Consider the following 15,227-nt stretch of genomic DNA (forward strand, 5'->3'; position numbering starts at 1 on the left):
GGTTCAAATGTTAAAACACAAATAAGGATGTCGCTTAGGGCATTGAGCTAAGAAGGGTGAATACGCTTATCTGTTGAATTGCGTATGGAAGTAAGAGGCAGATTAGCTGAACAAAGAGGATTGAAAGGAAAGGGATTTATACTGTTTCAGAAGTGTCTTAAATAATATCTTACTTGCTTTTGTATAAGTTCAACGAATTGATCACTGATAATACAATAATGGCAATGGTCATATAAGTATAGTTATTTACATTTAAATTTATCTCGTCAGCAGCATAACCTAAAAAGATTAGAAGTAACCCTGAAACAACAATAGAAATGCAAGATGCACTGATAACTGTAAACCAATTAATCAACTTTTCGTTTCTTTTCATTAAGGTTATTGAAATAAGCAAACCTACCTGAATGATGATAAAGAAGATAAAAATATAATTAATGTAACTAAAAGATTCATTTGAGAGCAGAAAAGTCAGGGGTAAGATTGTGAGAAAATACACTTAAACAAACGGAGCGTTAATCTAAGAAGGATTAATGCTCTCTTTTTTGTTGAATTCCTTATGGAAGAAAAGGGTCAGTTTAGTTGAACAAGAAAAAACATAAATAGACTAAGACTGAAAAAAATATAAAACCCTCCATATATACACCAGCTAAAAACTTTTTAGTAAACTGGGTGATACATAAAAAAGGAGGGTATTTCGTGACGGACACAAGTGAAATTGCTTATCTTGAAAAAACGTTAAAACAATTAACAAAGGCATATAAAAAGCTTTCGTCAGACATTAATGATCAAGACCACAATTTTAAGAATTTACAAAAATATATGGTTGAATATAAAAATGAACTTGATAAATTCGAGGTGTATAATTATCAGCAAACCTTAAATATGATCGACAAGCGAGGTTTCGCACAAGTGATGGAACGTAAGCAGGTAAGAAAGCTTATAGAATCCCCATACTTCGGACGATTTGACTTCTTATATCTTGGTGATCATCCTAGTGAGACAGAGACGATTTATATCGGGCGTTTTGGTTTTGCTGATGAAGAAGGGACACAATATATCTATGATTGGCGTGCACCTATTTGTAATATGTACTATGAATTTGAAATTGGCAAAGCCTATTATGTTGCGATGGATCAGCAATTTGACGGTGAACTTACAAAGAAGCGTCAGATTAAAATTGAAAATTCAGAGCTTCAATACGTGCTTGATAGTTCATTAACGATACAAGATGAGGTTCTACAGCAAACATTAAACCAGCATTCAAATGACAAGATGAAAACAATCGTCACTTCCATTCAACGTGAACAAAATAAAATTGTACGGAATGAATCAGCGTATAATGTCATCATTCAAGGAGTGGCTGGTTCTGGAAAAACAGCTGTTGCCTTACACCGCATCGCCTATTATTTATATAAATTCCGTGATACGTTACATGCAGAACGTATTTTTATTTTGTCACCAAATAAAGTATTTGGTGATTATATTTCTACCGTTTTACCAGAGCTTGGTGAAGAGCCTATTCGCTCCTTTACATTGGACGAGCTCACGACAAATTTATTGCCAGCTGCTGTAGCGTTTCGGTCATTTGAGGAAGAAACAAAAGAGATTTTATCGAATCCAAATGGGGCATTGGCTTCACGTGCAAAAATTAAGGGAGATTATTCGTTTGTTGAAAAGCTACAATCCTTTTTATTTAACTTAGACTCAAGATTACTTAAAAACGAAAGCATCTCGATTGCGGGTGTAGTGCTACAAGCTGATTATTTACAAGGCCGCTTCCTTCAATATCGAAAAGAGCCGGTTGTTACACGTTTAGAGCTTATGGCGGATGATATTATTCAAGTACTTAAATCGAAATGGGATAGAGAAGGGAAACTACCGAGTAAAAATGAAATCATAAAGCGTTTAAAAAAACGGCTCTTGTTTGCTTCCCCGTTGGCGATTTATCGCGATTTTACCGGATTACTTGGGGAAAACTCATTTAAGTTTTCGAAACAACGTTTTGAATTTAATGATGTATACCCCTATCTATTTGTACAGCTTTACTTTAAAGGAATTAAGCAGTATGAGTCCGTTCAACACTTTGTCCTAGATGAAATGCAGGATTATACACCGATCCAATATGCTGTATTATCTAAAGTGTTTACCTGTAAGCGAACAATCATTGGTGATTTTAGTCAGGCTCTCTTGCCATATGAAACGATATCAAAAGAGGCATTTGAAGCCATGTTTCAAAATCTTGAATACGTAGAATTAACAACCACCTATCGGTCATCGTATGAAATTGCGATGTATGCAAAAAAATTCATGCGTAATGGGGAAGTCCATCCAATTGCAAGGCACGGGAAAGAACCAGTAGAATGGATGTATTCGACACTTGAGCAAATGCTGAAACAGATTCATGAAAATGCGATGAATGATTATCGAACTACGGCTATTGTCTGTAAGACGGAAAAAGACTTACAGTTTTTGCAGGAACGTTTACATTTACCTTTTACTGTACTGGACGGACATACGGAAAAGTTTGAAATAGGTCTCCTTTTAACAACGATTCAATATGCGAAAGGTCTTGAATTTGATGCCGTCATCGTACCTTTTGTGAACGAAACCAATTATCGAACTGAATTTGATCGTGGACTCCTGTACATTGCCTCAACTAGAGCAATGCATGAATTAACAATATTAGTGGATAAAGAAGCACCTTCACCATTATTGTAATTCTGCTTAAATAGTGATGATTGATTTCACATCATTCATCGCTATTTTTAATGGATTCATTTTTTGAAATCAATCAGCAATGCTAGTTATTGAGAAATGTGCCCTACGCAATATGCGGATTATCAGTATTTTTTGCATATCATGCTCTATGTAGAGTCTTCGATTTTGTGGATTTCTTTCAACAGTATATACATGATTTCGTTCCCAATTTCGTAATGTTACTTCTGTTAAATGAAGTATTGAAGCAGCAGACTTGTGGGAGTACGTTTTACCTGTAATCGATTTGTTTTCTAATAAATGTTTTACCGTTTCAATTGCTTTTAAAGAATAGTCATATTCTGTTTGCAAATAGGCTAAAAAGGATACTGCTGCTTCTAAGCTCTCCTTGAACTGTTCTCGACCGCTAAGTCTACAATTTTTGTTGCCCTTTTACGAAGATTATTCTGTATAAATTCTTGTCTAAAAGCATGTCTAGCAATTTTCATTTGTTTGAGATTAAGATCAGAATAAACTCTGTAACCGTTTGATTTTCTTGGTATAAGCGAAATAAACTGCCATTCTTCATACAGCCGTACTATATTTGGATGAACCTTAGATAATTCGGCAATTTCACTAGAGTATCATTGCGTTTCTTTTTGAGGGTCGAAAGCATTATGGCTCTATTCGTTTTTAAATGCAAAGTGCAAGGAAAACAAACATAATCCTTCATATACAAGCGATTATATTAATCCCCTTATGGAAGTAAGGGGGCAGTTTAGCGGAAGAAGGATTAATACTTTTTTAGGTTGAATTTTTATAGTTAGCAAGGAACAGATTAGTAAAGAAAAGGGGTGGATGAATGACAACAATAGGACTAATCAGACACGGAATAACTGACTGGAACTACTTAGGGAAGGCACAAGGGGTAAGTGATATTTCTTTGAATAAAATAGGTAAAAAGCAAGCATCTGCTATTGGAGATAGACTATCTAAAGAAGAAAAATGGGATTTGATTATTACAAGTGACTTGTCGAGAGCAATTGAAACAGGAAAAATTATTGGAAATAAAATCGATTTAAATATTTCACATATTGATAAAAAAATTCGAGAAATAAACTGTGGAAAAATTGAAGGGACAACTGAAGAGGAGAGGATTCAAATATGGGGAGATAACTGGCGTGAATTAGATCTCGGAATGGAAGAGCTTGAGGAAGTGTCAAAGAGAGGAATCGATTTTATCGAAGAGATTAACGGTTTATATAGAGGAAAAAGAGTTTTAGTAGTGAGTCACGGTGCTTTGATTGGGCTAACATTAAAACGTTTGTTACCCGAAAGGTTTCCAACAACTTATATTGATAATACTTCGCTTACTATTTTAAATTATGCAGAAGAAAAGTGGGATTGTATTTTATATAACTGTACCAACCATCTAAATTAAAGTTATCTTCCGTTAAAGGGGCAGATTAGTTGAAGAGTGATGATAAGCCTTCAACAAGGGAGTTAGAATGTTAATAACAATTAGTAAAAAAACTTGTACGAACTATAAAGTACAACAAAGAAGGAATAGCGAGAAAAATCATCTGCTATTCCTTCTTTGTTTATTAATATTTTGATTTCAAAAGGAAATATGATATCCAGTAAATAAACAATTGACCACAGAGAACCAATGAAATTACTTGAGCAATTTCTGGTATATCCATTATATAAAAGATAATAATTGCAGCCGCTTCTAATAGAATCGAATAATAAAAAGTGGTAGAACGAGCTTTAGTAGCGAGAAATTGATTACGTTCATCATTGTTTTTGATTGTTATTTTTTTTGAATATTCGTCATTGTTTTTGTAACGTGCGATTTGTACTAAACGAAGCACAGAAACAATGACAAACCCAATTCCCATACCGCTCCAAAAGTTATCAATTACCCCAATTAACTCGGCGAATATATATAGTATAGTTCCTACAAGTAAAAGTGCTGTATACCATAATGTTCTGCTTTCTATGTTTTTCATAGTTATCGCTCCTTTATTTTTCTTCAAAGATAAATACTTCTTCAATTGTTTTTCCGAATAACTTGGCTATTTGGTACGCCAACAAGATAGATGGGTTATACTTTTCATTTTCAAGAGAAATGATGGTCTGGCGTGAGACACTTAACTTCTCAGCCATTACTTGCTGAGTATATCCCGATTGTTTTCGCAACTCTGGGATTCTATTCTTCATATGTACCCCCCTCTCTCTCTGTGTTGTAAAGCTAACTTTACATATATTATATAATGATTGGAACAAGAAGTAAAGTTTGCTTTACATTTTACCGCCATCTAAACATCAGAAGAACATCATATCGAATGAAATGGAATTATAGTGAATTGAATAGATGTTGCGGAATATGTCAATTAAACTATTGGGGGTATTAATCTGAGGAGGATTAATGCTCTTTTTTGTTGAATTCCTTATTGTAGAAACGGGGCAGCGCGACAAGTTTTGTTATAAGCACTCCGGTGCGAAAGACGAGGAATTTCCACAGAAATTCTAACTTTATAACCGAGGATAGGAATGATAAAACCATGTATTTTGAAACTATCCCATTGATACTCCTGCATGCGTCATAATGGACAGATTATGGGGTATGAAGCTCAGGTGAAGTCGGCAGAACAAAGGCTAAAGCCATTCCTTTCAGGATAAAGGTATGCCAATGGATATGCCGGATGGCTGAAAAACTAAATAAGGTGAGAATTTTCTTACACAAAGAACGGACGAACTTCCGAATGTACAGGTCTAGAGTTTCGAACAATAGGAAACTATTGTACCACCCTTACGGTGGTGTGAGTGATGTGGAGTAAAAATTGCCCCTCTGAAACACGTTATATCGAACAATGGCGGTATCCAGCTCACAGGCTTACAGGAAGCACCTACGTTTAGATAGATAGCTAAGTTATAAGGGACTTGGAAAGTAAGGAACGTTGATTCGAGGGCTGTCACCCAAAACGGTTGCTATAAGTAATTGAACGAAATGCACTTGTCCTTATGAGGGTAGGGGTACGACTGATGAAGCTTCTGTAACGGAGGTAGAGGAACAGCCCCAAGTCTAGTGATTGGCAACGATTATTTTTCAATTGTGCATTGCACCGGTCGGGTAAGAACGTGGGAACATCACCTCACAAAGGAATGATGCCACAGTGCAAGCTCTACGATACTGGGATTACTATGATATGACCGACACTTTTACTGACTTGTACCACCGAGCTAAAAATAAAGAAACATTCCATCACTTATATGACGTCATCACGTCGAGGAATAACATTTTATTAGCTTATCGGACTATCAAGTCAAATAAGGGGTCTAAGACCCCCGGTACAGATGGAAAAACCATCATCGACATAGAGAGACTAACAGAAAATGATTTAGTAGAAAAGATACAAAAACAGCTCAAGAATTATCGCCCGAAGAAAGTCAGACGAAAATTAATTGAAAAAGATAATGGTAAAATGCGACCTCTAGGCATTCCATGTATCCTCGATAGAATCATTCAACAGTGTTTCAAGCAAGTATTGGAGCCAATTACGGAAGCGCACTTTTATAATCATAGTTACGGTTTTAGACCTTTACGGTCTACACATCATGCGATGGCAAGAGTTCAATTCCTTGTTAACCATTCTAAACTTCACTATGTTGTTGATGTTGATATCAAAGGCTTCTTTGACAATATCAATCATACATTGCTCATTAAACAGCTGTGGAATTTAGGTATTTATGATAGAAAAGTTTTAGCTTGCATTTCAAAAATGTTAAAAGCTGAAGTTGATGGTGAAGGCATTCCGGAAAAGGGTTCACCGCAAGGTGGACTACTATCCCCGTTATTATCTAATGTGGTTTTGAATGAATTAGATCAATGGATAGCGAATCAGTGGGAACTCTTCCCTCTTGATAAGCCATATACGACACGCGAAGGTGAACGCTATGCAAAGATTCACACAAAGTTAAAAGAAGGTTATATAGTTCGCTATGCCGACGACTTTAAAATCTTATGTCGGGACTGGAAGACAGCCGAAAAATGGTATCATGCCGTTAAGCTTTTTCTGAAAGAGCGTTTAAAACTTGACATTTCACCGGAAAAATCAAAAGTAATTAATCTGCGGAAACATGAATCAGCCTTTCTTGGATTTACGATACGTGCCATTCGCAAAGGTGAAAAACGTGTGGCCCATACTTTTGTGAAAGCCGAAAAGATACAGAAAATAAAAGATGAAGCGAGGAAACGAATTGAGGCACTTCGAGCCTCACCAACGACTCAAAATGCTTTGCGATTTAATAGCTTTGTCTTAGGGCTGCATAATTACTTTAATCGAGCTACACATGTCAACTTAGCCTTCTCACGTCTTGCTTATGATATAGGTGCATCTATGTACAATCGTCTTAAACCAGTCGGGAAATACGCCCATCCAGCGAATCCGCCGCCAACCTATAAGAAGTTATACAGTTTGAGGTTCAAGACATTTGAAATTGCTGGTATTCATCTCTTCCCTCTTGCGAATGTTCAGACAAAGAACACTATTTGTTTCACACAAAGTCTGACACTATTCACAGTTGAAGGCCGAGCGCTAATTCATAAGAATTTGCATAAGAATATCAAGCAAGAAATTGCCTTGCTAATGGAGTCAAATATCCCGACACGAAGTGTCGAATATATGGACAATCGAATCAGTCGATATAGTATGAAACAAGGAAAATGTGAAATTACAGGACAATTTCTACAAGCACGGGATGTACACTGTCATCACTACGTGCCAGTACATCTCGGCGGAAATGACAAGTTCAATAACTTACGCATTCTCTACAAAGAGGTACACAAACTAATCCATATGACAGATACAACTAAGATGAATATACTCATAAAAAGTTTGGATATCACGCCACCGATATTAGAGAAAATCAATAAATATCGGGAAAAGTGCGAGTTAGAACCTATCATATAATCCAAATCAATAAGAGTAACTTGAAACTTATAATCAAAACCATCGCCAGATGGAACGCGGAATGCTTGGAAACTGGCACGTTCCGTGTGGAGCAGGGGAAAAGCCGGAGATAACTTCAAACGCTTACCTATTGCTACATTTAGTTGAGGAAGGTATTGTAAAAAGGCTAATAGTATTGAAATTTTAAAAAAAGAGTAGGTGTCTGTTATGCTTCAACAGATTAAAATAGCAAATTGGGTAGTAGAAGTTGATATCTCTAAGACACGAGAATTTTATAATAAAGGTATTAGTGTATGTAATTGTTTAGACTGTAACAATTTTGTAGAAGCTTGTAAGCATTTAGATACTTCCGTAGCTAATTTTTATAACAATTTGGGAATTAATCCTGCTATGCCAGCAAATCTTTCTATATTTCCAACCAGAGAAACTATGATAAAACAATATATAGGGAATTATCATATTGTAGGTAGAGTGTTAAAAGGAGAATTTAATACATTTGAAAATGCTTTCGAAATCAAAACTTTTATGTTTGAGTTTTCGGATGACTTAGCGTTTGTTCCAGAAGATTTTCCTGATCCTGTCCTTCAGTTAGATTTTGATGCTGAAATCCCTTGGGTTCTTGATGAACATCCAGATGAAATTTAAATGGACGATGATTTTAATTCAACAAATAAGGTTAAAAGAATAAAAAAGAAACTCCGTTTTTTTAGCTAATGTGGGCAAAAACAGAAGAACAAAGGTGTTAAATTGACGTTTTAATGCTACAAACAGAGCAGCATTCCTGTAATGAATGAAGTAAGTTTGTGAAGAAACGTACTTAAACTATCGGGGCCGTTAGCTCAATAGCAAATACAGCCACTTCCTATCTGGAGGTGGCTGTATTTTCATAGTAGATAAAATAAAGCGATAGCAACAATCCTTACAAAACAGCCTAATTTAATGAAAAAACGGACAGGGGAATGAATGAACAATAGAGAAATAGTATTTAAGAAAAGAGGACTGAGCTGTTTGGCATTCTGCTCAGTTCAAAAAGGAGGAGCGCCTTTGTTTCCACTGCTAGAAACGGAGAGATTGATCTTAAGAGAAATAACACAGGAGGATGTGGGGGAGGTATTTGCCTGCTTTTCCAATGAACAGGTAATCCGCTATTATGGTCAGGAAAAAATGAAGAGCGTGGCAGAAGCTTCAGCCATAATCGATTTCTTTGCTCAGAGCTTTAAGGAGGTAAGAGGGATTCGATGGGGAATGGAGAGAAAGGGTACGAAAGGAATCATTGGGTCCATTGGGTGGAATGCCTTCGTGCCAAAGCATAGGAGAGCTGAAATTGGTTATGAGGTTCATCCTGACTTTTGGAGGAACGGGTATGCCGAGGAGGCTGTTTCTGCAGTGTTATCCTATGGGTTTGGCCAATTAGAGCTGAATCGAGCGGGTGCAATTGTTTTTATAGAGAATGAGGCATCGAGCCGGTTATTGAAGAAGCATGGTTTTCTAGAGGAGGGTATTCTTAGGCGGTATTTGCAGCAAAATGGCATGGCTAAGGATGTCATCATGTATTCATTGCTCAAAGAGGATTACTTAAGACAAAGGAAGGAATGAAAAAAGAGGGCGCCTTTAAGGGAGCCCTCTATAAGAAGCATTAGGAAACCTTTACTTCCTGCTGCAGTTTATGTGCAAATTTCCGTTCCCATGGACGGGAGAGCCATCTTTTAACGGCAAAGATGGCCCTGAACCATTCATCGACCCCTTGGGCAATCCAAATGCCGAGCAAGCCCAAGCCAAATGTGACGCCTAATACATACCCGAAGCCAACCGTGAAGAGCCACATGGAAAAGATCCCAATAATGACAGGGAACCTGACATCGCCGGCAGATTTCAGGGAACTCATTAAGACAATATTAACCGCTCTTCCTGGCTCTACGAAAGCAATGGCCCATAAGACAGGAATGGCAATGGCCAGAATCGTGCCATCTGAGCTGAACAGTTGTATGACTGGATCTCCAATTAAGGCAAAGGACAATGAGACAGCCGTTGAGGCAAATACGGCAATCCTGACCGTTTTAAGGCCGCGCTTCAATGCCATGCTGAAATGACCTGCACCAATATAGCGGGCGACCAGGAGCTGGGTTCCTTCGCCTACTGCTACACTAAATAAGTAACAGAGCATGGTAATATTGGTTAAATAAACTCTCGCTGCCAATGAAGCATCTCCAAAGGTTGCAACAATGCCGGTCACCATTAGCTGGGAGAAATGATAGGATAGATTCTCTCCAGCAGATGGGATGCCAATTTCGAATAATTGTTTCATATCCAATCTGTTAATATGAATAAGGTCGGCCCACTTAAATCTCAAGGCAAGCTCCTTGGCAACAATGTAAAAGAGAGCGGCAACTGCGATTGCCCTGGCAATGACAATCGTCCATGAAACGCCGACAACTCCTGTAACAGGCAGGTTGAAGATCCCAAATATGCTAATACAATAGCCGATTGTGCTGATTAGATTCATCAGCAGGGAGACATACATCGGCTCCTTCGTACGGCCATGGCTGCGAAGGATGGCGCCTAGGACAAGCGATAAGCTTTCTAAGAATAGGGAAAGCCCGACAATTCTTAGAAACAGGGAGGCATAAGTGAAGACCTGGTCACTGACATCAAATAATGTCAGAAGATAATCCCCAAACACGAGCATAAGGATAGATAGAATAAGACCAAACCAGAAGTTTAGACTAAGAGCGGAACGGGCTAACTGGCGGGCTTGTTTGTATTCGCCCGCGCCAATTCTATGCCCGATTAAGATCATCGCTCCAATGGCGGTCACGTTAAAGACAAGGATAAAAATATTCATAAGCTGGTTGGCTACGCCAACACCAGCAGCCGCCAAATCAGAATAATGTCCCAGCATGAGCGTAGCGAGAAGCCCCATGCCCATATGTAAGGATAGTTCGATGAACAGCGGCCATGATATGGAATAAAGTGATTGCTCACGTAGTTTATTTGTATGCAATGTTGTTATTCTCCTCTAATGTAATAAGTCCTAAAGAACTATTCTAGCTTGAAACTTCATCCTTGAGAAGAAAAAAATTCTGGTTATCACATGAGAAAGATAGCTTATCTTCTGAAATGGTTTATCAAAAGAAAAAATGATCATCTAATGGTCTCTTTTACTATTTTATTGATTTAATGCGGAAATGGGTGGGAATGTATGCGTGCAGTATTAATAGGGATCTGTTCGGCTTTGTTTTTTGCTTTTACCTTTGTGCTGAATCGCTCGATGGAATTAGGGGGAGGCAGCTGGTTATGGAGCGCATCATTACGCTATTTCTTCATGCTCCCTTTTCTGTTCATCATTGTTGGCTATAAAAAGGAGCTGAAGAACTTATTCTGTATGATGAAGGAAAATCCAAGAGAATGGTTAATTTGGAGTTTTGTAGGATTTGGTTTGTTTTATGCCCCCTTATGCTTTGCTTCTGCATACTCTCCAGGCTGGCTTATTGCAGGCTCCTGGCAAATGACCATCATTGCAGGGACATTACTGGCTCCCTTATTCATCTTAAATCAAAATGGGCCTATTCAGAAGAGGGCAGGAATACCTCTTAGAGAATTAGGCTTCTCACTCATAATATTAGTAGGTGTAATTATTATGCAGGCAGATGTGATGAGCGGGCTTCCTATGAAGGATTTTTTGCTTGGTTTTCTGCCGATATTGATTGCGGCTTTCGCTTATCCGCTTGGAAACCGTAAGATGATGGAGCTGACCAATGGACGCTTGACGGCCTTTCAGCGTGTGTTAGGCATGACCATTGCGAGCTTGCCGCTTTGGATTATCCTTGCTGGTGCCGCTCTTGTGACCGATGGCATGCCAAGTGGAATGCAGACCTTGCAATCGCTTGTTGTAGCACTTGCTTCCGGCATTATTGCGACTGTCTTGTTCTTTAAAGCGACGGATTTGGTCCGTCATGATATGAAGAAGCTTGCAGCAGTGGAGGCAACGCAATCGATGGAGCTTATTTTTGCTCTAGCAGGTGAAATACTTTTCCTGTCTGCAGCCTTCCCGTCTGTGATCTCGCTCGCCGGCATCGTTATAGTCATGGCTGGAATGGCTCTCCACAGCTATGGTACTGCGCTGGCAGTGAAGGACGATAGTAAAAAAATGGCTGAAACTGATTGCTAAATACCTAGGTATAAAAACGGAAATGCAAAACCCCTTTCTTCTCGTAAAGAATGGGGTTTTGTGTATAAATATAAGGTTTCTCATCAATTCTTGTATATTGAAAAAACATCAAATGCTATATTGTATGAAATCAAGCGAAAATTTACCTAAAATTTCAGACAATTACTTGCCTATTGATAAAAAAACATTGTATTATGGGGAAAGAAGTTTCTGAAGGTGAATGAATTGCCATTCATCTAGTCGTTTTTTGTATTTTGTTAGGCTCTTCCACTTATTCACAACGATTGACTGCATTGCTCCATGCTCACGTTTGCTTCGAAGAATGACTCCAAATACGAAAACCGCCGTTCATTCATTAGTAAATACGATAAGTTCAAGGTCGGAAGGAGTACTTAGAAAGAATGAACTATGCTATTTTTCAAAATTACGAGGAATTGTCTTATTCAGCCGCTGAAATAATTGTTCAAGAAATCCACGAAAAGCCGGACTTGTTTATCTGCCTTCCAATGGGTCATACGCATAGAAGATTGCTGGAGATTCTGGTGGATTATTATCGGGAAGGAAGGGTAGATTTCTCCCGCTGTCGTTTTGTCGGGTTATTTGAATGGGTTGGCGCATCGCCATATAAATACGGAAGCAGCCGTCATTTCTTATATAACTCGTTCTTTTCAAAGGTTCATGTACCCAAGAATCAGGTCTATTTATTTGATGGAAAGGCAGCCAATTCATACGATGAATGCATGAAGATGGATCAATTCATTTTCAAGGAAGGCGGAATTGATTTAGTCGTGCTTGGGATTGGGACAAACGGACATATTGGCTTTAATGAACCGGGGAGTTCTTTTGCTGCGTATTCGCATATTTCGCACATAGGACAGAACGCAAAAATATTTGGGCAAACGGTTGTCCGAGAGGGTGGTTCTCTGACGAAAGCGTATACATTGGGGATTAAGCACATATTAGGGGCTGGAGAAATTATTGTTCTGGCAAATGGATTTGATAAAGCAAAGATTATCCGGCGTACCTTAAATGAAAAATTTGATCCGAACACACCATCAAATGCCTTAAAGCTGCATCGTAATACAACATTTTTGTTAGACCGCGAGGCTGGCAGCCTGCTGCGGATATTTTAAGATTATGCGGAGGAAATGATGAGGAGATATGAAGTCATCCTGTTCGATTTAGATGGAACACTCACAAACCCCTTTATCGGAATCAGTCAGTCTGTCCAATATGCCTTGAAGAAAATGGGGATGGATGTACCTCATACTGATGAGCTGCATTCCTTTGTCGGGCCTCCTATCCAGGAATCCTTCGTTCAAAAATGTCATATGACAGAGCCTGAGGTTAAAATGGCTATTTCTTATTATCGTGAGCGGTACACTGATAAGGGGATTTTTGAGAATGAAATCTATCCGGGAATAGAGCAGCTGTTAGGTCTGTTGAAGGATGAAGGGTACCACCTCATTATCGCAACCTCTAAGCCGACGGTCTTTGCTGAACGAATTGCCGCCCATTTTGGTCTTGATCAGTATTTTGACCATATTATAGGAAGCTTCCTTGATGGTAACCGTTCGAATAAAGAAGCGATTATCAATCATATCATCGCTCTTTATCCAGAGTATAGGCCAGCTGATTTCTTAATGGTAGGAGACCGTATGCATGATATCATCGGTGCTCATAAGGCTGGAATTGATTCCATCGGAGTCTTATATGGCTATGGGTCAGAGAGTGAGCTTAGGCAGTCAAAGCCCTTATTCCTGGCTGAATCAATAGGTGAACTAGTCAGCATATTTGAAGCCTTTAAAAGGGTGAATACTTAATTGGAGCCTATATTTTCTTCTATTTAAACAAAAATCAGTGCTTATGTATCTGTTGGATTAAGGTGGAAATTGTTAAAATATGGGTATCTCCATTGCTTTACCATGTTAATTCCAATAGGAGGGAAGAAAATGAAGCGAGGAGTACGTGTTATACCTTACCAGGTTCACAATGAAATGGAAGCTGTCAACGAATTGCCGAAGGGAATTGAAATCATTAAGGCGCCGGAACTCTGGAACGAGACAAAGGGAGCCGGAATTACAGTAGCTATCCTGGACACAGGAGTGGACACCGATCATCCGGATTTGCAGGGCAGAATTGTCGGAGGAAGAAATTTCACGACAGATGATCAATCGGATCCCACTAACTTCGAGGACTATAATGGTCACGGTACCCATGTAGCAGGGACGATTGCGGCTACCAATGATGAGAAGGGTGTTGTCGGGGTGGCGCCTGAAGTCTCTTTGCTTATTGTCAAGGTACTTGATAAGAATGGTTCCGGGCAATATAAGTGGATTATCGATGGAATCAACTATGCAGTCGCTCAGAAGGTCGATATCATTTCGATGTCACTTGGAGGTCCTGAAGATGTTCTTGAATTGCATCAGGCTATTCAAAATGCGGTAATGAACAATGTCTTGGTCATTTGTGCGGCCGGAAATGAAGGAGATGGAGACGACACCACGGAAGAATTAAGCTATCCTGGCTGTTACAATGAAGTCATCGGTGTCGGTGCCGTAGACTTAGACCGGAATTCCTCTCCCTTTACGAATTCCAATACTGAGGTGGATCTTGTCGCACCTGGTGAAAAGATTCTCTCCACCTACTTGAATGGAAAATATGCTACCTTGTCTGGCACGTCAATGGCTACTCCTCATGTGTCAGGTGCAATGGCATTAATTAAGGTCATTGCTAACAAGTACTTTGAACGTAAACTCACCGAGCCTGAGCTTTATGCCCAGCTGATTAAACGGACAATCCCGTTAGGCAACTCTCCTAAGCTTGAAGGAAATGGACTGCTGTATTTAACGGTTCCTAAACTTCTCGCAGAACTTGCCAAAGAAAAATCAATTCAAAAAATGATACAATCATAGATTCTTATTGAGACCGAACTGAAGACAAGCCCATTGTCTTCAGTTTTTTTATATCTCATTTTCTCGTTTGAACATGTCGTTGTGATTCTTAGTATGGCCAATTGACTAGATTGGAGGAGCATGTACGCCGGCTCCCATAGCCTGTGCTATATGAACCGAGGAATGTTCATCACACCCTTTTCTTATTTATTTGTCTTCGTTTGCATGAATGATTGCCAACCCTTATGAAATAAACAGAGAACGAAGCTGCTCAAGATACATGCGGCTATCCAAACCTCAATCGAATCAGGAATATGGGAGAAAGGAGAGAACGTAATACGTGCTTTCTCTAAATATTGGGATAGAAGAAATATAATCAATGCGAGTATGGATAATTCTCTGCATAGGGAGAAAAGGGTTAACCTCTTCTGGTCCCAACGGATGAGAAACACGGCTATCGCAATGGAGGCAAATAAGTTCCAATCCATCCTTACA

General features: G+C 38.9%; 15 protein-coding genes. 9 read left to right on the top strand and 6 right to left on the bottom strand.

The genetic code is table 11. The features are described from left to right. The first annotated feature begins 696 nt into the window (after window positions 1-696). Window positions 697-2,718 carry a HelD family protein gene (locus tag ACY8DX_RS08465; protein WP_462406559.1) on the top strand — a complete coding sequence of 674 codons (2,022 nt, stop codon included), beginning with the start codon at window positions 697-699 and terminating at the stop codon, window positions 2,716-2,718. Between the two features lie 69 nt (window positions 2,719-2,787). Here the strand turns inward: ACY8DX_RS08465 and ACY8DX_RS08470 are convergent, their stop codons facing one another. After that, window positions 2,788-3,066, bottom strand: a complete 279-nt coding sequence (locus ACY8DX_RS08470; protein WP_462406560.1) for a MerR family transcriptional regulator — start codon at window positions 3,064-3,066, stop codon at window positions 2,788-2,790. A gap of 26 nt (window positions 3,067-3,092) precedes the next feature. Next, the gene (locus ACY8DX_RS08475) at window positions 3,093-3,326 is read right to left on the bottom strand and encodes a MerR family transcriptional regulator (RefSeq protein ID WP_462406914.1); all 234 of its coding nucleotides are present in this window, start codon (window positions 3,324-3,326) and stop codon (window positions 3,093-3,095) included. Between the two features lie 230 nt (window positions 3,327-3,556). Here ACY8DX_RS08475 and ACY8DX_RS08480 point away from each other — a divergent pair, with 230 nt between their 5' ends. Further along, complete coding sequence (locus ACY8DX_RS08480; protein WP_462406561.1) at window positions 3,557-4,135, top strand: histidine phosphatase family protein; 579 nt, start codon at window positions 3,557-3,559, stop codon at window positions 4,133-4,135. 163 nt (window positions 4,136-4,298) lie between these two features. On the opposite strand, the gene ACY8DX_RS08485 is transcribed toward ACY8DX_RS08480, so the two are convergent. Next, window positions 4,299-4,706, bottom strand: coding sequence for a hypothetical protein (locus tag ACY8DX_RS08485; protein ID WP_462406562.1), 408 nt, complete (start codon window positions 4,704-4,706; stop codon window positions 4,299-4,301). A 13-nt stretch (window positions 4,707-4,719) separates the two neighbouring features. Next, window positions 4,720-4,917 carry a helix-turn-helix transcriptional regulator gene (locus tag ACY8DX_RS08490; protein ID WP_462406563.1) on the bottom strand — a complete coding sequence of 66 codons (198 nt, stop codon included), beginning with the start codon at window positions 4,915-4,917 and terminating at the stop codon, window positions 4,720-4,722. Window positions 4,918-5,906: 989 nt separating this feature from the next. Here ACY8DX_RS08490 and ltrA point away from each other — a divergent pair. The 3 genes from ltrA to ACY8DX_RS08505 all read left to right on the top strand — a co-directional run bounded on the left by ltrA (window position 5,907) and on the right by ACY8DX_RS08505 (window position 9,266). Continuing rightward, window positions 5,907-7,670, top strand: a complete 1,764-nt coding sequence (gene ltrA / locus ACY8DX_RS08495; RefSeq protein WP_225231404.1) for a group II intron reverse transcriptase/maturase — start codon at window positions 5,907-5,909, stop codon at window positions 7,668-7,670. Between the two features lie 207 nt (window positions 7,671-7,877). Further along, on the top strand, window positions 7,878-8,315 hold the full coding sequence (locus ACY8DX_RS08500) for a hypothetical protein (protein ID WP_462406564.1): 438 nt from the start codon (window positions 7,878-7,880) through the stop codon (window positions 8,313-8,315). Between the two features lie 399 nt (window positions 8,316-8,714). Continuing rightward, complete coding sequence (locus tag ACY8DX_RS08505; RefSeq protein ID WP_462406565.1) at window positions 8,715-9,266, top strand: GNAT family N-acetyltransferase; 552 nt, start codon at window positions 8,715-8,717, stop codon at window positions 9,264-9,266. A 40-nt stretch (window positions 9,267-9,306) separates the two neighbouring features. On the opposite strand, the gene ACY8DX_RS08510 is transcribed toward ACY8DX_RS08505, so the two are convergent. After that, window positions 9,307-10,671, bottom strand: a complete 1,365-nt coding sequence (locus ACY8DX_RS08510) for an MATE family efflux transporter (RefSeq protein WP_049671261.1) — start codon at window positions 10,669-10,671, stop codon at window positions 9,307-9,309. Window positions 10,672-10,869: 198 nt separating this feature from the next. Between ACY8DX_RS08510 and ACY8DX_RS08515 the strand changes: the two genes are divergently transcribed. From ACY8DX_RS08515 to ACY8DX_RS08530, 4 genes are all read left to right on the top strand, one after another. Beyond that, the gene (locus ACY8DX_RS08515) at window positions 10,870-11,838 is read left to right on the top strand and encodes a DMT family transporter (RefSeq protein ID WP_462406566.1); all 969 of its coding nucleotides are present in this window, start codon (window positions 10,870-10,872) and stop codon (window positions 11,836-11,838) included. A gap of 401 nt (window positions 11,839-12,239) precedes the next feature. Next, window positions 12,240-12,971, top strand: coding sequence for a glucosamine-6-phosphate deaminase (locus ACY8DX_RS08520; RefSeq protein WP_462406567.1), 732 nt, complete (start codon window positions 12,240-12,242; stop codon window positions 12,969-12,971). A gap of 15 nt (window positions 12,972-12,986) precedes the next feature. Further along, the gene (locus ACY8DX_RS08525) at window positions 12,987-13,661 is read left to right on the top strand and encodes an HAD hydrolase-like protein (protein WP_439803193.1); all 675 of its coding nucleotides are present in this window, start codon (window positions 12,987-12,989) and stop codon (window positions 13,659-13,661) included. A 129-nt stretch (window positions 13,662-13,790) separates the two neighbouring features. After that, window positions 13,791-14,753: a S8 family peptidase gene (locus ACY8DX_RS08530; RefSeq protein ID WP_462406568.1), complete on the top strand. Its 963-nt coding sequence runs from the start codon at window positions 13,791-13,793 to the stop codon at window positions 14,751-14,753. Between the two features lie 182 nt (window positions 14,754-14,935). On the opposite strand, the gene ACY8DX_RS08535 is transcribed toward ACY8DX_RS08530, so the two are convergent. After that, window positions 14,936-15,220, bottom strand: a complete 285-nt coding sequence (locus ACY8DX_RS08535) for a hypothetical protein (protein WP_049671256.1) — start codon at window positions 15,218-15,220, stop codon at window positions 14,936-14,938. Window positions 15,221-15,227: the final 7 nt, after the last annotated feature.

The organism is Gracilibacillus sp. Marseille-QA3620 (genome assembly GCF_054950035.1).